At 66.6% G+C, this 18,787-nt stretch carries 16 protein-coding genes; 7 read left to right on the plus strand and 9 right to left on the minus strand.

What is annotated here, in order from left to right; all coding sequences use genetic code 11:
* Positions 1–155: 155 nt before the first annotated feature.
* Positions 156–1,781: a gamma-glutamyltransferase gene (gene ggt, locus EV147_RS11800; protein WP_130391380.1), complete on the minus strand. Its 1,626-nt coding sequence runs from the start codon at positions 1,779–1,781 to the stop codon at positions 156–158.
* 2 nt (positions 1,782–1,783) lie between these two features.
* Entirely contained in the window at positions 1,784–2,767 is a 984-nt protein-coding gene (locus tag EV147_RS11805; RefSeq protein ID WP_130391381.1) for a tripartite tricarboxylate transporter substrate binding protein, read from the minus strand.
* 119 nt (positions 2,768–2,886) lie between these two features.
* Here EV147_RS11805 and EV147_RS11810 point away from each other — a divergent pair, with 119 nt between their 5' ends.
* Positions 2,887–3,837 (plus strand): LysR family transcriptional regulator, encoded by a 951-nt coding sequence (locus tag EV147_RS11810; protein ID WP_235844701.1) that lies wholly within the window; start codon positions 2,887–2,889, stop codon positions 3,835–3,837.
* Here the strand turns inward: EV147_RS11810 and EV147_RS11815 are convergent.
* Positions 3,828–4,625: an alpha/beta fold hydrolase gene (locus tag EV147_RS11815; RefSeq protein ID WP_198680226.1), complete on the minus strand. Its 798-nt coding sequence runs from the start codon at positions 4,623–4,625 to the stop codon at positions 3,828–3,830. The genes EV147_RS11810 and EV147_RS11815 overlap by 10 nt on opposite strands.
* 137 nt (positions 4,626–4,762) lie before the next feature.
* Positions 4,763–6,055, minus strand: coding sequence for a phospholipase D-like domain-containing protein (locus tag EV147_RS11820; RefSeq protein ID WP_130391383.1), 1,293 nt, complete (start codon positions 6,053–6,055; stop codon positions 4,763–4,765).
* 92 nt (positions 6,056–6,147) lie between these two features.
* Between EV147_RS11820 and dbpA the strand changes: the two genes are divergently transcribed.
* From dbpA to EV147_RS11845, 5 genes are all read left to right on the plus strand, one after another.
* Positions 6,148–7,545, plus strand: coding sequence for an ATP-dependent RNA helicase DbpA (gene dbpA, locus EV147_RS11825; RefSeq protein WP_130391384.1), 1,398 nt, complete (start codon positions 6,148–6,150; stop codon positions 7,543–7,545).
* 147 nt (positions 7,546–7,692) lie between these two features.
* On the plus strand, positions 7,693–8,253 hold the full coding sequence (locus tag EV147_RS11830; protein WP_130391385.1) for an RNA polymerase sigma factor: 561 nt from the start codon (positions 7,693–7,695) through the stop codon (positions 8,251–8,253).
* Positions 8,250–9,104 (plus strand): FecR family protein, encoded by an 855-nt coding sequence (locus EV147_RS11835; RefSeq protein WP_130391386.1) that lies wholly within the window; start codon positions 8,250–8,252, stop codon positions 9,102–9,104. Before EV147_RS11830 ends, EV147_RS11835 begins: the two co-directional genes overlap by 4 nt.
* 154 nt (positions 9,105–9,258) lie before the next feature.
* Entirely contained in the window at positions 9,259–11,658 is a 2,400-nt protein-coding gene (locus EV147_RS11840) for a TonB-dependent siderophore receptor (RefSeq protein ID WP_130391387.1), read from the plus strand.
* Between the two features lie 169 nt (positions 11,659–11,827).
* Positions 11,828–13,489 carry an ABC-F family ATP-binding cassette domain-containing protein gene (locus EV147_RS11845; protein WP_130391388.1) on the plus strand — a complete coding sequence of 554 codons (1,662 nt, stop codon included), beginning with the start codon at positions 11,828–11,830 and terminating at the stop codon, positions 13,487–13,489.
* A gap of 54 nt (positions 13,490–13,543) precedes the next feature.
* On the opposite strand, the gene EV147_RS11850 is transcribed toward EV147_RS11845, so the two are convergent.
* Entirely contained in the window at positions 13,544–14,359 is an 816-nt protein-coding gene (locus EV147_RS11850) for an AraC family transcriptional regulator (RefSeq protein WP_130391389.1), read from the minus strand.
* Positions 14,360–14,441: 82 nt separating this feature from the next.
* On the opposite strand from EV147_RS11850, the gene EV147_RS11855 reads away from it, so the two are divergent.
* Entirely contained in the window at positions 14,442–15,656 is a 1,215-nt protein-coding gene (locus EV147_RS11855; RefSeq protein WP_235844702.1) for an MFS transporter, read from the plus strand.
* A 77-nt stretch (positions 15,657–15,733) separates the two neighbouring features.
* On the opposite strand, the gene EV147_RS11860 is transcribed toward EV147_RS11855, so the two are convergent.
* The 4 genes from EV147_RS11860 to EV147_RS11875 all read right to left on the minus strand — a co-directional run bounded on the left by EV147_RS11860 (position 15,734) and on the right by EV147_RS11875 (position 18,694).
* Positions 15,734–16,069 carry a hypothetical protein gene (locus EV147_RS11860; protein ID WP_407923220.1) on the minus strand — a complete coding sequence of 112 codons (336 nt, stop codon included), beginning with the start codon at positions 16,067–16,069 and terminating at the stop codon, positions 15,734–15,736.
* Positions 16,070–16,384: 315 nt separating this feature from the next.
* Positions 16,385–17,812 (minus strand): amidase family protein, encoded by a 1,428-nt coding sequence (locus EV147_RS11865; protein ID WP_130391390.1) that lies wholly within the window; start codon positions 17,810–17,812, stop codon positions 16,385–16,387.
* A 15-nt stretch (positions 17,813–17,827) separates the two neighbouring features.
* A complete protein-coding gene (locus EV147_RS11870) occupies positions 17,828–18,292 on the minus strand; it encodes a RidA family protein (protein WP_130391391.1) in 465 nt (154 codons plus the stop codon).
* Between the two features lie 192 nt (positions 18,293–18,484).
* The gene (locus EV147_RS11875) at positions 18,485–18,694 is read right to left on the minus strand and encodes a hypothetical protein (RefSeq protein ID WP_130391392.1); all 210 of its coding nucleotides are present in this window, start codon (positions 18,692–18,694) and stop codon (positions 18,485–18,487) included.
* Positions 18,695–18,787 lie beyond the last annotated feature (93 nt).

Raw genomic sequence — 18,787 nt, forward strand, 5'->3', positions numbered from 1 at the left:
CCTGCAATCGCGCTGATGGGGCACGATCCGGGCGCACGGCAGGTCGGGCCGGCGCAGGCGCAAGACTAGTTCCGAGGGCCGCCCCCCGTATTGCAAGTTCGCACGGGCCGCATCGCAATGTCACGGCGATGCGGCCCGGCTCCCCTGCGACAAACCTACCCCAACGATTCCACCGAGTACGCCACCCCGTCGCGGCCGGGGTCGGCGCCGCCTTCGAGACGACCTTCGTCGATCCGCACTGCGTGCACCCATCCGATCGTGTAGTTGTACGGGTTGCGGATCACTTCATAGCCGGCCTGTTCGAGCTCGCGGGCCACCGCGCGCGGCACGCGGTTGCAGATATCGATGGCGTTGCTGGTCGAGGAGAAGCGTGGTGCCGAGACGGCATCCTGCATCGTCATGCCACGGTCCACCACATTCAGGATGGCCTGCAACACACCCATGGCGATCTGCGTGCCCCCCGGCGCGCCCAGGACAATCTCCGGCTTGCCGTCGCGGAACACGATTGTCGGGCACGACGACGTGAAACGCCGCTTGCCCGGGGCAATGCTGCCGGCGCGCCCCGGCCGGGGATCGAACACGCCCATGCAGCCGTTGTACATGAACCCGAGCCCAGGGGTGATGGCCCCCGCCGGCATGGCGAGCGAATGGGTCAGCGAGACGCAATTGCCTTCGCCATCCACCACCGAAAGGTGGGTCGTGTCGCGCGGCACCGCGTGCCCGGGGTTCACGCGCGTGACTTCCACGCGATGCCCGCGCCGGATGGCCTCCGCCGTGGCTGCCGCACGTTCGGCCGAGAGAAGCTGGTCAAGCGGCACGTCAACGAACGCCGGATCGCCGATATGGCGGTCCTTGTCGACGGTGGCCTGTTTCATGACCTCGCATAGCAGCGTAATATACGCGGGCGAATTGTGCGGCACCGACGCGAGGTCGAACTGATCGAGCGCATGGAGCATTTCCAGCAGCATGGCGCCACCGCCGGGCGGCTGGTTGGTTGCCACGATACGGTCGCGGTAGCGCCCGAACAGCGGTTTCTGCCGCACCACCTGATAGGCTTCGAGGTCGGACGTCGAGATCAACCCGCCATGGCGCCGCATGTCCTCGACGATAGCGGCGGCGATTTCACCATGATAGAAATCGCCTGCCCCCGCCCGGCCAATGCGTTCGAGCACGTTGGCCATGTCGCCGTTGACGATGGGCGTGCCGATCGGTTTCGGGCTGCCATCCTCGCGGCAGTAGAGGGCCCGGCCAGAGGCGCTGAAGGCCAGCCGCTCGCGATTGCTGGCACGCCCCAGCGTTGCCTCGTCATTCCAGAACGCATACATGCCAGGGCGGACGAAATACCCGTTCCGCGCCCAGTCCACCGCCGGCGCCACAACCTCGGCCCATGGCAGCCTGCCGTGCGCGCTGTGCATCGCCTCCAGGCCGCGCAACGTGCCGGGCGTGGCGATGGACTGGTAGCCGATATCGTTGAGCCGGTCCCGGATGAAGAAGCCGAAGCCATCGCGCGCCTCGCCTTCGAGCAAGTCCGCCCACATGTCCGGGCGCGCTGCGCCAGGCGCCGTCGCATGGAAATCAAAGTACTCGTGCGCCTTGCTGCCCGGCATGTAGACCGCCGCCGTGCCGAACCCGGCAATCCCGCACATGAGCGGGTCCACCACGGTCTGCGCCAGCGCGCACGCCACTGCCGCATCCACGGCATTGCCGCCGGCCTTCAGGATTTCCGCCCCCGATTCCGCCGCCTCGGGCTGCGGGCAGACCACCATTCCGCGCGTGCTCATGGTCAGTTCGCCTTGAAATCGACGTCGGACATGGCGCTCTGCAGGCGCGCGGTATCGCGCTCCGTCAGCTGCATCAGCAGGTTCGACGGCCCCGGCATCGGGATCACCTGCATCGTCTTCATTTTCTGCAGCACGGCCTTGTCGGTCAGGAACGTCTGCGACGCGGCGTGCAGGCGACGGATTGTCTCGGCCGGCGTGCCGGCCCGGGCCGCAATGCCCATCCAGCCCAGATCGTCGAAGCCGGTCAGTCCCAGTTCCGAGGCGGTGGGAACGTTGGGAAGCTCTGGCACCCGCTTGGGCGAGAACAGAACCAGCGGTGCCAGCTTGCCGGCCTGGATCTGCGGCGTCGCGGAGGACACGGTGGGCGCCATGACCTGGGTCTGCCCGCTGACCGTCCCCACGATGCCATCCGGCTCGCCCTTGTACGGTACATGCGTCATGCGGAGCTTCTGGTTCTTCTGGAACAGCTCGACGATGACATGCGTGGAGTTCCCCCTGCCGGACGAGGCAAAGTTGATCGCATCGGGCTTCGCCCGTGCCATGGCTTCCAGGTCCTGCAGCGTGCGGATACCGGACTGCGGGTTGGCCACGAGCACGAACGGCGTGGTCGTCAGCACCGCCACCGGTGCGAAGTCGACCTCGGGCTTGTAGGCCAGCGGCGCGTAGGCGAACTTGTTCAGCACCATCTGCGACACGCCCGCCAGGAACAGCGTGCAACCGTCAGCCGGCTGGCCGAGCACGTACTTCGCGGCGATGACGCCGCCCGCACCAGCCCTGTTCTCGACGACGATCGTCGTACCCAGTTCGCGGCTGGCCGATTCCGCCCACATCCGCGCCAGCGTATCGGTGCCGCCGCCAGCCTGCTGGGAGACCACCAGCCGGATCGGCCGGGTATTGCCTGCCTCGCCGCATGCCCAGGCCGGCGCGGCAGCCCCCAATGCCAGTGCAGCAGCAAACACCCTCTCTCGAACGGAGATTTTCCTCATGTCGTATCCTTGTCATCAGTCGTGTCGTGGTTGCAGTTCGGCCGCTGCTTGCGCATTATCACCACGGTCCTGCTGCGATCGCCAATGAAAACTTCCCAATCAACCATGAGGAATTGCTCATGAACTCGCCCCAAGACGCCGTGGCGTGGGCGCGCCGGCTCCGTATGCGGCACCTGGAATCGTTCCTGGTGCTCATCGAGGCAGGCACGCTGACGCTGGCGGCTGACCGGCTCCACATGACCCAGTCGGCCGTCTCGCACTGGCTGAGCGAAATGGAGGATCTGGTCGGTACCCGGCTGGTGCTGCGCGGCAAGCAGGTGCGCCTGACGCCGGCCGGCGAGGCCGTCCGCAAGCTGGCGCTGCGGGTGCTTGGGGAGGTCAGCCGCACCAATGACGAACTGGCGTCCATCGAGCGCGGCGAAGTCTCGCGGCTCCATATCGGCAGCGTGACCGCCGGGATCGCGCACCTGTTGCCGCAGGCAATCCTGGCCTTCCAGCAGGTAGAGACGAATGTGGCCTTCCAGGTCTCGGAAGGCGTTTTCAATACGCTGCTGAGCCGGCTGGAAGAGCGCGACTTCGACCTGATCGTGGGCTCCATCGACGCCCGCGCCTACGGACCCACGCTGGAGCACGAGGTGCTGTTCGAGGACGATATTGCGCTCGTGGTCGGGCCTGCGCATCCGCTGGCGGACGCCGCCCAGATCGGCTGGACCGATCTCTACGCATATCCCTGGGCCATGCCGCCGCGCGACACGCTGATGCGGGTGCGCCTGGAAAACACGCTGCTGGAACGCGGCGGCGCAGGCATCGTGCCGGTGCTGGAGACCGGATCGGTGATGGTGCTGGAGTCGGTGCTCCACGCCAGCAACTACATCGGTGTCTGTTCGGGGGCGATGGCCCGCCACCTCGTCGACCGTGACCTGGTCCGGCGTCTGCCGCTCACCGATGTGGGATCGTTTGGCCCGGTCGGCGTGGTGTGGCGGCGTGGCGGCGGCGACGAGACGCTGCTCAAGTTCATCGAAACCCTGCGGCGGGAGGCGAAGAAAATGGCGCCGGCGGCTCAGGCGTGACTGACGTCCCGGAGAAAGCGCTCCAGCACGGGGTTGAATGATGACGGCGCGTCGAGGAATGGCGCATGGCCGGTATCGGGCAGGCGCAGGCAACGCCCGCTCCACAGGTTGGCATAGGCCACGCTGTCGACGTAGTCGAGGTTGATGAAGCGATCATCGGCCCCGTTGACGACCGCGAGCGGCACTGGCGACGATTCCACCCAGGCGCGCTGGTCGATGCCTGCACCGGCCCGCGCGGCCTCGAACATGGTCCTGCGCGCGACGCCATCGGCCCGTGTGATCGCCGTGCGCAGCTCCGGGCTGAAGTGGGTTCCGAATATCGCACGGCCGAACGTCTCGACATCGTCAGCGGAGAATGTCTGCTGACTGCCGAGCCGCATGTGCGGCGCGGGGATGAAACCCGCCGACATGTCGCGCCCGACCGGCGGCGTGCCACTGATCATGATGGCACGTACGCCAGGGAATCGCGCCGCGACTTCCAGCGCGATATGCCCGCCGAGGGACCAGCCGAACAGCACGACCTCTTCGATCCCAAGCTGGGCGAGGACCTCGACCGTGACGTCCGCGAAACCAGGACGCGTGTAGGTGCGGGCCGGCGCGGTGGCGTTGGAGGAATCGCCATGGCCGGGCAGGTCGAAGGCGATGAAGCGGTACGGTTCAGCGAGCGCCCCGTGCAATTGATGCGCGAAGACGGCCCGGCTCGACGAATTCCCATGGATCAGCAGCACAGGCAACGTGCCGTGGCCCGTCTCCTCCATCGCGATCTGTCCGTGGGAGGTCTGCAGCATGGTTCGGCGTGGCATGGTGGCGCTCGCACAAGGCGTCGGTGGCAACGGTGGCAGCCATGCTAGCGCCGGCGACCGGCGGACGGTTTCGGCGCGACACGGTTCTTCCGCGAACGCACGCCCGGTACCCGCCCCACAACCTAGAGCTGGGGCGCCAGCAGCGCGCTGACCCGGTCGAGAAGCTTTTCGCGCCATGGGCGGTTGGCCCACGCCTCCAGCGAGATCGGCCTGGACAGCGCCAGGTCCTCTTCGAAGATGCGCGTCTGTTCTGCCGCGAAATCGCGGTCGAGGATATTCAGCGTTGCTTCGTCATTGAGACGGAACGAGCGGTTGTCGAAGTTGGTCGAGCCCACCGACACCAGGAAGCCGTCCACGATCAGCACCTTGCAGTGGTACATCGTGGGCGCGTACTCGGCGATCAGCGCGCCGGCCGCCAATGCCTCGCCCCACTGGGCGCGCGAGGCCGACCGCGCGGTTTCGGAGTCGATGTGCTCGCCGGGCACGACGATGCGCACCTTCACGCCGCGCTGCAAGGCCGCCAAAAGCGCCTTGCGGGTCAGGTCGTCGGGCACGAAGTAGGCGGCGGAGAGGTCGATGGACCGCGTTGCCGCGGTGATCGCCAGCAGGTACATCAGTGCCATGTTCTCGCTGCCCCCGGTGGGCGAGCTGCTGAACATCTGCGCCATGCCCTGGCCGGCGTCCGGCAGCGCCGGAAAGTACGCGTCGCCGTGCGGCACCTGGCCGCTCACCTTGATCCAGTTGTCGAGGAACACCGACTGCATCTGCGCCACCACCGGGCCTTTGACCTCGAAATGCGTGTCGCGCCAGTGCTGGGGGTCCTGCGCGTGGCCGGTCCATTCCGGCGCAATCCCAACCCCGCCGGTGAAGCCGACCTTCCCGTCGACGACCAGCAGCTTGCGGTGCGTGCGATTGTTGAGCTTGCCCAGCGTGTACCAGCGCACCGGGTGATAACGCTGCACCGCGACACCGGCATCGGTCATGACGGCCAGCACGGCTTCATCGATTTTCTGGCTGCCTACCCAATCCAGCAGCACGTGCACCTTGACGCCGGCCCGGGCCCGCTCCGCCAGCGCCTCGGCAAATTCCCTGCCGATGTCGCCGGACCAGTAGATATAGGACTCGAAGGTGATCGTGCGCTGCGCACCCCGGATGGCGCCCAGCATCGCCGGGAAAATCTCGTCGCCATTCCTGAGCACGCGGTAGGCGTTGCCGCCGATCACGGGCGGGCCCAGCAGCACGCCCAGTTCCCGCGCGAACTGCGGGTCCTCGATGCCGTAGAGCCGTTCCAGACGGTGTTCGATCCGCTTCTCGCCACCCAGCAGGTTGTACGCCACGATGCCGACGAGCGCGGTCACGATGACGGCGAGCAGGACATACCACCCCGCGCGGGCCCTCTTTCGAGCGTTGGCCATGAAAAGTGTGCTCCAGTAGTCAGGATTCCGGCGTCAGCATCGTAAACAATCCGCCACCGATGCGCCAAGGGTGCTTGCCTCTATAATCCGGCATGACTTCCACCTCCCCTACCTCTTTCGCCACCTTGCCGCTGTCTCCGGCCATGCAGGCGACCCTCGCCCAGCTTGGCTACGACACCATGACGCCGATCCAGGCCGCCAGCCTGCCGCTGGCGCTGGCGGGCCAGGACCTGATTGCCCAGGCCCGCACCGGCAGCGGAAAGACCGCCGCGTTCGCGCTCGCGTTGCTCCACCGCCTCGATCCGCGCCAGTTCGATGTCCAGGCGCTGGTGCTGTGCCCCACGCGCGAGCTGGCTGACCAGGTCACGCAGGAAATCCGCCGCCTGGCCCGCGCCGAGGACAACGTCAAGGTGCTGACGCTGTGTGGCGGCACGCCGATCCGTCCGCAGGCCGAAAGCCTCGTGCACGGCGCCCACGTCATTGTCGGCACACCCGGGCGCATTATCGATCACCTCGATCGCGGCAGCCTGAACTTCGACACCATCCGGACACTGGTGCTCGATGAAGCGGACCGCATGCTCGACATGGGTTTCCATGACGACATCTCGTTCATCGCCAGCCACGTGCCGAAGGAGCGCCAGACGCTGCTGTTCTCGGCCACCTACCCGGCGGCGATCGACAAGCTGGCCCATCGCTTCCTGCGCCAACCGAAGACGGTCAAGGTAGAGCAGGCGCATGACGCCGGCACCATCACGCAACGCTTCTACGAAATCGAGGAAGGCGAGCGTCTCAATGCCGTCGGCCTGTTGCTGGACCATTTCCGCCCGGCCACCACCCTCGCCTTCTGCAACACGAAGGCGCGCTGCCGCGATCTCGCGGCGCGCCTGCATGCGCAGGGCTATGCGGCGCTCGAACTGCATGGCGACCTGGACCAGCGCGAGCGCGACCAGGTGCTGGTGCAGTTTGCCAACCGCAGTTGCTCGGTGCTGGTGGCCACCGACGTGGCCGCGCGCGGGCTCGATATCGCGCAGCTTGAAGCCGTGATCAACGTCGATGTCACGCCTGACCCCGAAGTCCACGTGCACCGCGTTGGCCGCACCGGGCGCGCGGGCGAGGCCGGGCAGGCATTCAGCCTGGTCAGCCTCGACGAAATGGGCCGTGTGGGCAATATCGAGCAGCATCAGGGGGGCGAATTCGAGTGGCATGCGCTCGCCGAACTGACGCCGGCGGGCGGGGCCCGCCTGCTGCCGCCGATGGTCACGCTGCAGATGCTGGGCGGACGCAAGGAAAAGATCCGCCCCGGCGACATCCTCGGCGCGCTGACCGGCGAGGCCGGCTTCACCAAGGAGCAGGTCGGCAAGATCAACGTGATGGAGATGTCGACCTACATCGCCGTGGACCGCACCATCGGCCGCGAAGCCATGAAGCGGCTCAACGAGGGCAAGGTCAAGGGCCGCAAGGTCAAGGTCCGGATGCTGACCGGCAGTTGACGCCGCGACAGGCGCAACACGCCAGGGTAGTCAGGGTAGTCAGGGCGGCGAGGTGGGGCTGCGTGCTTGCAAATACGAATCACTTGCATTTATACTCGCGGCAGCCTTGTTCCTGCCCCCGCCCTCCTGTCGTCATCGTCCCTGGCCGTGCTGCGCGACCCCGCCCATCCTCCGCTGTTCGCCGCCCTGCTGCGTCACTACGACGAACTGGTCGATCACGTTCGCAGGCGCTTCGGTGACCGGCATTTCGCGCGGGACGTGCTGCAGGACGTGTGCGTGCAGTTGCTCGAACGCCCCCCGGCCGGCGAGGTGACCCAGCCGCTGGCCTTCCTCCGGCATGTCACCACCCACCGCGCCATCGACAGCTATCGAGCGCAGCGGACCCGCCAGAACCATGCCGAGGCAGGACAGGCAGACCCGTCCGAAAGCAGCCTGCTCTCCCCCGATGTGGCGGAGACCATCGCGCACCGGCAGATCGTCGACCATCTGGAACAATGCATCGCCACGCTGCCGCAGCGATGCCGGGAAGTCTTCATCCTTCACCGCCTTCATGAATTGCCGCAACACGAAGTCGCGCTAAGATTGGGCGTATCGCGCGGCATGGTGGCACGTCATATGGCCCGGGCCATGACATTGCTGGCGCCTGAACTCGAAGCGGCGAGCGTAGCGACGCCAGCCGTTTCCGCGCCGCCTGCCGCTTCGCCATGAGCCCCCACCGCGTCTCCTCGCCAATGCCCGAACACCACGTTCCACAGGACGACGCCCTGGCGCCCTACCAGCAGGAGCTGCGCGAGCGCTTTCCCTCGGTAGAGGCGATCACGGCGGCGGCTGCCGCCCGGCGGCGCAGCGGTCGCCGGGTCCGCGCCGGTGCGGCCGCCGCGCTGTTGCTGCTCGCCAGCGGCATCTGGCTGGCCGATCCCGCCTATCGGACCGAACACCTCCAGGCCGACGCCGGCGCGCCCCGCACCGCACAGCTTGCCGATGGCAGCGAAGTCACGCTGGACAAGGGAACCGGCCTGACGGTCCAGTGGCGCCTGCGTTCGCGCCAGTTGACACTGGAGAACGGCGAAGCGCAGTTTACGGTCGCCCACGGGTTCCGTTCGTTCGTCGTCACGGCCGGGCAGACGCGGGTGCGCGACATCGGCACCGTCTTCGATGTCCGGCAGTGGCCGCAGCGTACGCGGGTCACCGTGATCGAAGGCGCGGTGGAAGTGGAAGCCGGCGGGCGGTTCCGCCAGCTCCGTGCCAGCCAGCAGGTCGACGTGGGCCCGGATGGCCGGCTGCCCGACGCGGCGACGACCGTCGACACCGAGCGGGCGCTGGCCTGGCAGCGCGACCGGTTCTCTTTTGATGGCGTGACGCTGGCCGACGCCGTTGCCGAGATGCAGGCGCGCTCGACCGCACCGATCGTTATCGACGATCCCCGCATCGCGCCGTTGCGCCTGTCTGGCGAATTCGACCGCGAACAGGTAGCGGCCATCCTCCAACTGTTGCCCGGCATTCTTCCTGTAACGGTGCGACGCACGGCCGATGGCGCCGTGCATCTGTCCGCCCGCTGACATATCCCGGAAAATTTCTTTCGCAGAAGGTGTACAAACCTGCTGCGTCGAACGGTAACTCCATGAACCGGCCGAATCGATCGGCCTGCCATCAGGAGCCTTTGTGATGTTCACCGTTCGTCGGCGGTCTGCTGTCCCCGCCCCCCGTCGTGCCATGCGGCCGCTTGCCGTACTTGTTCCGCTGGTCGCGGCCATGCTTGCCGCCGGCGCCATCGCGCAAGTCGCGGCGCGTCCCATCGATATTCCCGCCCAGCCGCTGGCCCAGTCGCTTGCGGCGCTGGCACGCCAGTCGGACGCACAGATCCTCTTCGCGTCGGATCTGGCCGATGGCCTGCGGGCGCCGGCCGTGCGCGGCACGCTGACCATCGAAGACGCATTGGCACGCATGCTGGCCGGTTCCGGGCTACGGGTGGTCAGCAACGGGCCGCGCACGTTCTCCATCGTCCAGGCCCCGGTCGATTCCAGCGCCGCCACGCTGCCGCTGGTGACCGTCCGTACGGATGCCATGGACCGCACTGCGGGCGTGGACGGCGTGGTGGCACGCCGCGCGGGTGGCGCCAAGACGGGCACGCTGTTGATCGATACGCCTCAGACCATCAACGTGGTGACGCGCGAGCAGATGGACGAGCAAGGCGTGCAGAGCGTGATGCAGGCGCTGCAGTACACGCCCGGCGTGGTCAACCAGTATGGCGACACCGACCTGCGCTACGACTGGCTGGCCGTGCGCGGCTTCGTGCCGCTGCGCTACCTCGACGGCCTGCGGCTGCCCTATGGCGCGCGCGGCTATTCGCAGCCGCGTATCGACCCCTACGCGCTGGAGAGCGTGGAAGTGCTGAAGGGGCCCGCCTCGGTCCTGTATGGCCAAAGCTCGCCCGGCGGCCTGCTGAACCTGGTCAGCAAGCTGCCCCAGGCGCAGACCTCGCGCGAAGTCGTGCTCCAGACCGGCAGCCATGACCGCGCGCAAGGCGCCTTCGACCTGACCGGCCCGGTCGACGAGGACGGCAAGCTCCTGTACCGCGTGGTGGCGCTGGCGCGCGACACCAACACCGAGATCGACTATCTGGACGAGCGGCGCGTCATGGTGGCGCCCAGCCTGACGTGGCGGCCCAGCACCGATACCTCGCTGACGCTGATGGCGCAGTACCAGAAGATCCGGTCCGACGGCGGCGGCGCCTCGCCGGCCTTGCCAGCGGCGGGCACGCTGCTTCCGAACCCGAATGGCAGCATTCCAAGCAATCGCTTCATCGGCGAGCCCGCCTACGACAAGTTCGAAAGCGAGCAGATGCTGTTCGGCTACAAGTTCGCCCATCGGGCCAACGAGACGTGGCAGTTCCGGCAGAACGCACGCTACAGCTACATCGACACCGACACCCAGCGCGTGCAGGGGTTGGCGATGAATCCGGACCTGCGCACGGAAAGCCGGTACGGATGGGCCTTCCCCGAACGCAGCGGCGTGTTCTCGATCGATAATCAGGCCGAGGCGAGTTTCCGCACTGGCCCGGTGCAACACACACTGCTGCTGGGCGTGGACTACCAGTACGAGGATGCGCGCTACGAAGAATCGCAGCTGGTGATGGTGCGGGCCATCGACGTCTTCAATCCGGTGTACGGGGCGCCCGTTTCGCGTCCGCCGCTCGGCACGCGGGTGGACCAGAGCCGGCATCAGGTAGGCGGCTACATTCAGGACAGCCTCGCCATCGACCGCTGGACGTTCCTGCTCAGCGGCCGCTACGACTGGGCCGGCAGCGATACCGACACGCTGACCGCGCAAACGGGCAACACCGTTTCCACGCGGCAGAGTGATAACGCCTTCACGGGGCGCGCCGGCGTGGTGTACCAGTTCGACAACGGCATTGCACCCTATGCCAGCTTCGCCACGTCGTTCCAGCCGCAGGCCGGCACCGGGCGCACCGGTACGCCGTTCGAACCCACGCGCGGGCGCCAGACCGAAGTGGGGGTCAAGTACCAGCCGAAGGGCGTCAATGCCTTCGTCACGCTGTCGGCCTTCGATCTCCGCCAGACCAACGTCCTGACGCCCGATCCGCTGAACACCAACTTCAACACCCAGAGCGGCGAAGCGCGCGTGCGGGGCGTGGAACTGGAAGGCAAGGCCAGCCTGGCGCGCGGGCTCGATGTGGTGGCCTCCTATGCCTACTCCGACACCGAAGTCCTCAAAGCCAATGCCAATGCGCGCGGCGCGAGCACGCTCGGCAACGCCCTGCCCTTCGTGCCGCAGCACCAGGCTTCGCTCTGGATGTACTACCAGTTCTACAACACGGCGCTGCAGGGCTTTGGCATGGGTGCGGGGGTCCGCTACATCGGCCGTTCCTATGGCGACGCCGCCAACGTCTATCGCGTGCCTGCCGCCACGGTGTTCGACGCCGCGATCAGCTACGACCTTGGCAAATCGCCCCTGCAACTGCGCGGCGTGAAGGTCGCCCTCAACGCCACGAACCTGTTCGACCGCCGCTACGTCAGCACGTGCATCTCGTCCACGGGTTGCTACTACGGCAGCCGGCGCAGCGTACTGGGAACGGTGAGCTACAAGTTCTGAGGGTTGCCGACGGGGACCGGCACGGCACCGCTGGCCGGATGTGGCGAATATGTAACTTTCCTGTTGCCTGCGGAAAATGCGGTGCGTCCAATCGGAGCATGCGCCGCGAATTTCCGCAGGCCGTTCACGCAGGTCGGCTATCATGCCACTCCCCTCCGAAGTGGCCCCTATGATTTCCATCCGTAATGTCACGCTGCGCCGTGGCGTCAATGTCGTGCTCGACCGCGCGTCCGTTACCTTCAACCCCGGCGAGAAAATCGGCCTGGTCGGCCGCAACGGCGCCGGCAAGTCGTCCTTTTTCGGCCTGCTGAACGGCTCGTGGCATGAGGACAGCGGCGAGTTCTCGATTCCCGCCGCGTGGAAGATGGGCCAGGTCGCGCAGGACATGCCCGAGACCGAGCAGAGCGCCACGGACTTCGTGGTCGAGGGCGACACCGCGCTGCTGGCCGCGCAGGCCGAAGTGGCCGCCGCCGAGGCCAGTGATGACGGCATGCGCATGGCCGAAGCCTACATGGCGCTGCACGATGCCGGCGCGCACGATGCACCCGCCCGTGCCCAGGCACTGATCCTGGGCCTCGGCTTCAGCGCCGCCCAGCTCGACCAGCCCGTGAACAGCTTCTCGGGCGGCTGGCGCATGCGGCTGCAACTGGCGCGGGCGCTGATGTGCCCCTCCGACCTGCTGCTGCTCGACGAACCCACCAATCACCTGGACCTCGACGCACTGGTCTGGCTCGAAGCGTGGCTCAAGCGTTATCAGGGCACGCTGATCGTCATCAGCCATGACCGCGAGTTCCTCGATGCGGTGACGCAGGTCACCGTGCACGTCGACAACGCCAAGCTCGTGCGCTACGGCGGCAACTACAGCAAGTTCGAGGACATGCGCGCCGAACAGCTCGTGCTGCAACAGGCCGCCATGGCCAGGCAGGCCGAGAAGATCGCCCACCTGCAGAAGTTCATCGACCGCTTCAAGGCCAAGGCGTCGAAGGCCAAGCAGGCGCAAAGCCGGGTCAAGGCGCTGGAACGGATGGAGAAGATCGCGCCGGTGCTGGCCGACGCCGAGTTCAACTTCGAGTTCAAGGAGCCGCTGAACGTCCCCAACCCGCTGCTGTCGATGCTCGACGCAAGCTTTGGCTACCCCGCCCCGGCCGAGGCCCCGGCAGGTACGCCGCCCACCGTGATCGTGCGCGGCATCAACCGGTCCGTGATGGCTGGCCAGCGCATCGGCATCCTGGGCGCCAACGGCCAGGGCAAGTCGACGCTGGTGAAGACCGTGGCGCACGCCCTGGCGCCGATTGCCGGCGAGATCAGCGAAGGCAAGGGCCTGAACATCGGCTACTTCGCCCAGCAGGAACTCGACGTGCTGCGCCCGCACGACACGCCGATGGAGCACATGATCCGCCTGGCACGGGACACGCCGCCGAACATGCGCGCACCGGGCCAGAGCGGCACCGAACAATCGCTGCGCACCTTCCTCGGCACGTTCAACTTCAGCGGCGACATGGTGCACCAGGCCGTCAGCACGATGAGCGGCGGCGAGAAGGCGCGGCTCGTGCTGTGCATGATCGTCTGGCAGCGCCCCAACCTGCTGCTGCTCGACGAACCGACCAACCACCTGGACCTGGCCACCCGCGAGGCGCTGGGCATGGCGCTCAACGAGTTCGAGGGCACCGTCATGCTGGTCAGCCACGACCGCGCCCTGCTGCGCGCGGTGTGCGACGAGTTCTGGCTGGTGACCGCCGGCGGGGTGGAACCGTTCGACGGCGATCTGGACGACTACCAGCAGTTCCTGCGCGAGGAAGCCCGCCGCATGCGCGAGCAGGCTGCGGCGTAGCGCGCGTTACCCGGCGGGCGGCGTGACCGGCGCGGCCGCCGACGGCCGTCCCGGTCACACCCCCCTGCGATAGTCCTTGGGCGCCATCCCCAGCATGCGCCTGAACATGGCGGAAAAGGCGCTGGGGCTCGCAAAGCCCAATTCGTCAGCGATGTAGTTGACTGGCGCGTCCGCCTCCAGCATCGTGAGTGCCCGGGCCAGGCGGACCTGCTGAACCCAGTGCCGATAGGTCATGCCCGTCTCCCTGATGAAGAGGCGGATCAGGGTGCGGCTGCTGGCGCCCACCCCTTCCGACCATTGCTCCATCGTGCGGGAGTCTCCCGGCGACGCCAGGATACGTTCGCAAATCGACACCAGGCGTCTGTCGCGCGGCCATGGAATTTCGATCGGCAGCGTCTGCGCGGTGCTGAGCTTGTGGAGGATCAGCGTGACGATGCTGCGGTTGCGTGCATCGTCGGGATACAGCATGGGCTGCTCCACCAGCGCGAGGATCAGCTCCCGCAGCAGCGCATCCACCTCCACGACCTTGACGCGATCTCCAAACTGGCGCGCCGTTTCGCGGTCGATGTAGATCGTCCGGATCCGGGTCTCGGTGAGCATTGCCTGATCGTGGACGATGTCCGCCGGAATCCACAGGCCGCGCTGCGGCGGGATGAACCAGATGCCGTTGGCGCTTGCCACGCGCATGAGGCCCTTGCTGGCGTAGAGCAACTGCCCCCGCGGGTGGCTGTGCGGCACGTTGTAGCTGCCCGCTTTCTTCTCGCTCGCAAAGGCGGTAATGACACGCGGGACTTCCTGATAGTCGTGGTAGTTATCGCTGCGACCTTCCGCGCTAGGGATGTCACTTTGGCGACGAATCTTGGCATTCATGCGGTTCTTGCTCTCTGGAAGCGCGCCTACGATCTGGTCACGGAAAGCAAGCCCTCATCGGACCGTCTACAGGGAGAAGCCAGTGTTAGCCGAGATCGGACAGGAAAGACAGAAATCGAAGTCGCTCAGGGTATTTGCCGGCCTGGGGCTTTTCATCATGGCGTTGTCGTTGCGGCCGGGCATCGTGTCCATCGGTCCGCTGGTGCATGCGATTCAGGCGGAGTTTGGCATGAAACACGCGGAAGCCGCGTTGCTGACAGCGATTCCTGACATCTGCATGGCCGTCTTCGCCATTCTCGTGCCGACGCTCGCCCGCCGCATCGGCAGTGACCGGGTCGTGCTGATCTCGCTGGCGCTGCTCGGCGTGGCGCTGGTGCTGCGCGCATTCGCGGGATCCCCGTCCAGCCTGCTGCTGGCGACGTTGCTGGTCGGGATTGGCGTGGCGATGTCGGGGCCGCTGATCGGCGGCTGGATCAAGACCCATTTCGCAGGAGAAGCGGCACTTTTCATGGGCATCTATGCGGCGGGGCTCGGTGTAGGTGCCACGCTGGCCGCAATGGGCAGCGAAGCCATCGCGGTGGCCAGTGGCGGATGGCGGCTGGGCGTCGGCATCTGGGCGGTGGTCTGCGTGTTGGCCATCGTGAGCTGGAAGCGACTGACTTCGGCCTATCCGTCGACGCCCAACGTCACGCACGTCCGCGCCGCGCCAGCCCATTCGCCGCTGCGATCCGGCCGGGCCTGGCTGATTGCCGCGTACTTTGGCATCAATCAGTTCATCTGCTATGCATGCTTTGCGTGGGTGGGAGAAAGCAGCCGGGAATTGCATATCAATGCGTTGAGTTCCGGGGTCAACCTGGGGCTGTTCGCCGCGATGATCGCGCTCAGCAGTTTCCTCGGTGGCATGGTCACGAACAGGTCGCTGGATCGCCGGGCGTGGCTGGCATGGTCCGCGGTGCTGTCGGTCGGTGGCGCGGCATTGCTCTGGCTGTCTCCGGGAACCAGTGGTGCGCTTCCCGTGCTGGCCATTGCCGCAGGCCAGGGCGTGTGCTTCGCATTGGCCATGACGCTGCCGCTGGACAACACCGGCTCCCATCATGAAGCCAGCCAATGGACCGCGTTCATGCTGTTGATCGGCTACCTCGTCGCCGCAGCGGGGCCATTCGCGTTCGGCTTCCTTCGCGATGTCACGGGGACGTTTCGCGCATCATATGGCTTGCTGGTGGCCGCGGCGCTTGTCTTGCTGATACTCACGCCGTTGCTCAAGCCCCGCCTGCGGGACGCGCAGGGAACGGCATAGCGCGGGAGCGCATCGGCCAGGCACGGGCGGCGTCACCAACTCCGGCGCCGCCCGACCGTACTGCAGGCGGACAGGGATTACTTCTTCGCGCCGTCGGTGTAAGGATCGGCCTTGCCAGACCTGGCACCGTCCAGATACGGGTCCGGCTTGCCGACCTTTGCGCCATCGGTGTACGGATCGACCTTCCGGGGAGCGAGGTCGGTGCGGGTGGATTTCCTGGCGCCACCGGAGTACGCATCGAACTTCTTGTCGGACTTGGCACCGTCCAGGTACGGATCGGGCTTGCCGGTCTTGGCACCGTCGGTGTACGGATCGACCTTCTTGTAGGTGTTCTGGGCATGGGCCATCTGCGCAGCGCCAAAGGCGGCGAGCGCAACAACGGTCAGCGTCGATAGGGTCTTTTTCAGCATCATCCTCATCTCTTGGTTAGGGCCGAACAGTGGGCTCCGGCGGAAAGACATGTTTCCACGGGTCTCGCGTCGCCTGGCAAACTCACGTGCAGCATGACGCAGCCTTGTCTCCGTAAGCGAAGCGGAACCCGCTGCGGCATGACACCACGGGTTCCGCCGCCGAGCCATCAGACCGAGGCATATGCCGGGCCATACGAACCCATGATTGACCGGCACGCCGGTGCAGTATCCACGCGGCAGACCAAACGTTCGTAGTGCCCGTTCATACCAAGGTATGTGTGACAGGCGGCCAGGGCTGGTCCATTGCGCCCGAATCCGCTATCGAAGCGCAGCGGAAGCGCCCTGTCCAAGGCGGGGATCGATTGGGGATGGCGGCGTGCCGCGCGCCTCGATCGCCTTGCCTGCCAGCAGGCAAAGATCCTCGCGGAAATGGCTCGCGACAATCTGCACTCCCACCGGCACGGTGTCGATCAGGTTGGTCGATACAACCAGCCCCGGCAGACCCATTGCCGGCAAGGCACGCATCGTCAGTTGCGCTTCCCATACCCTGGCGAAGCCCTCCTCACCCTGCAGATCGAGCCCATCGGGGAATGGCAGTTCTCCGGACACTGGCAGCAGCAACACAGGATACCTCGCGAGGAAGAGCCGCCACTGCCGCATCAGCGTCGTACGGCGCACCAGCGAACTGTTGACGACATCGGCGGGCATGGCGCTGACCTTGTGGCGCACCCGTTCCACCACTGCGGCGGCACCGGGGTCGCCATCGCGGGCCACGGCATCGGCGAAGGCAGCGAAACCATCGCCGAGCCACAGGCGCTCCTGGACCTCGGCTGCGTCGCGGATCAGTGGCGTGTCATCGATCTCCTCCACGGTCCAGCCCGCGTCGACCAGCCGGCGGCCGGCATCGAGCATTGCGGCTTCCACCTCGGGGCTGACGGCCATGCCGCCCGGCCGCAGGCAGATGGCCGCGCGCAGCGGCACTTCCGGACCCGACAGCGGTGCGGGAACCCACCAGGGGTCCCGCACATCGGGTGCGGACAGCGCCATGAGTGCGGCTTCGAGGTCGGCCACGCTACGTGCCATCGGACCGGTTGCCGACATCAGTTGCGCCCCGATGGGACGTTCCGGCAAGGCCGCGTTGAAGGCCGGCACGCGGCCGAACGATGGCCGCAGTCCGTGAATGCCGCAGGCGTAGGCGGGGTAGCGGATGGACCCACCGATATCGGTACCCAGCCCGATACAGCCGATGCCCGCCGTCACCGCCGCCGCACCGCCGCCACTCGACCCGCCAGGCGTCAGCGCGGCATTGCGCGGATTCTGCGTCTTGCCGTGCACGAGGTTGCTGGTGAACCAGCGCAGCGCAAAAGTGGGCGAATTGCTGCGCCCGAGCAGGACGGCGCCGGCCCGGGCCAGATTCTCCACGGCAGGGCTGCTCACCTTGGCGATCACGTCCTCCTGCAGGCGCGTGCCGTTGGTGGTGGCATATCCCGCATGGTCGGTGTTGATCTTGGTGGTGACAGGCACTCCCGCCAGCGGGCCAGGGTCCTCGCCTCGTGCAAGGGCCTGGTCGACCCCGGCCGCCTGCGCCATCACCCACTCGGGTCGATGGGCAACCACGGCATTGATCAACGGATTGACTGCGTCGAGGCGTTGCAACGCGGAGGCAGCCACCTCGCTTGCGGATACTTCTCGGCTACGGACCAGCGCTGCCACTTCAGTGGCGCTCAGGCGCCAGAGTTCGTTCATGATTGCGCTCCCCGGTCAGTGCAGTTCGACAATCAGTTCGATCTCCAGGCAGGCGTCGAGCGGAAGCTGCGTCACGCCGAACGCACTACGCGCATGCCTGCCGCTCTCGCCAAATACCTCGACAAGGAATTCCGACGCGCCATTGGTCACCAGATGCTGGTCGGTGTAGCTGGGCGTGGAGTTGACGAGGCTCGTCAGCTTCACGACGCGCCGGACCAGATTCAGGTCATTGAGCTGGGCGTGCAGCGTGGCAAGCAGGTCGACCGCCACGGCCTGCGCGGCCTGGCGACCGTCCTGCGTCGTCAGCGTGTCTCCCAGCCGCCCGGTCCATACGGCCCCGCCCCGCTTGGCAAGGTGGCCAGAGAGATAGGCGAGCTGGCCGCTCTGGGTGCACATGGTATACGCCGCAGCAGGAGACGCGGCAGCGGGTAGCGTGATGCCGAGTGTCTTGAGGCGGGCGTAGATGTCGGGTCGGTCCATAATGTCTCCTTGTTGGTGACTTGGACCATAGCGCTGCCCGCGCGGACCGCATTGCGGAGTACAGCAAGCGTTATCGGAAATGCACGGCGTCGCCCCCGGCACTCCGGCGTGGTACTGATGGCCAACTGTAAATCGGCACTCCCCTTCGCGCCGTGCCGTGAAGGCTTTACAACGGCCGGCGCCCCGCCAGAACTATTGGCTGGTGGCGTCTTCGTCGCCCTCGCCTGCATTCGATTCATTGGCCGTCTTGCTGTCATCAGGCGGGGAATCGGGGCGCAGCAGTTCCGCGCCGCCAGAAACCTCGTCATCTACCAGCCCGTTGCCTTCTCCACTGACCTTGATTTCCTGGGCTTCGGAATTGTCCGCGCCCGGCGCCGGCGTAGCGTTGTCCTTGGCTTTCATCGTCGCTCCTTTTACAGTCGTCATGACCCGTCCCATGCAAGAACCGCACCCAAGCGCCTCCCCCCGCAGACATCCGTTCATGCCGGGCTGGAC

It is taken from the genome of Cupriavidus agavae (assembly GCF_004217045.1).
Lineage (GTDB): Bacteria > Pseudomonadota > Gammaproteobacteria > Burkholderiales > Burkholderiaceae > Cupriavidus > Cupriavidus agavae.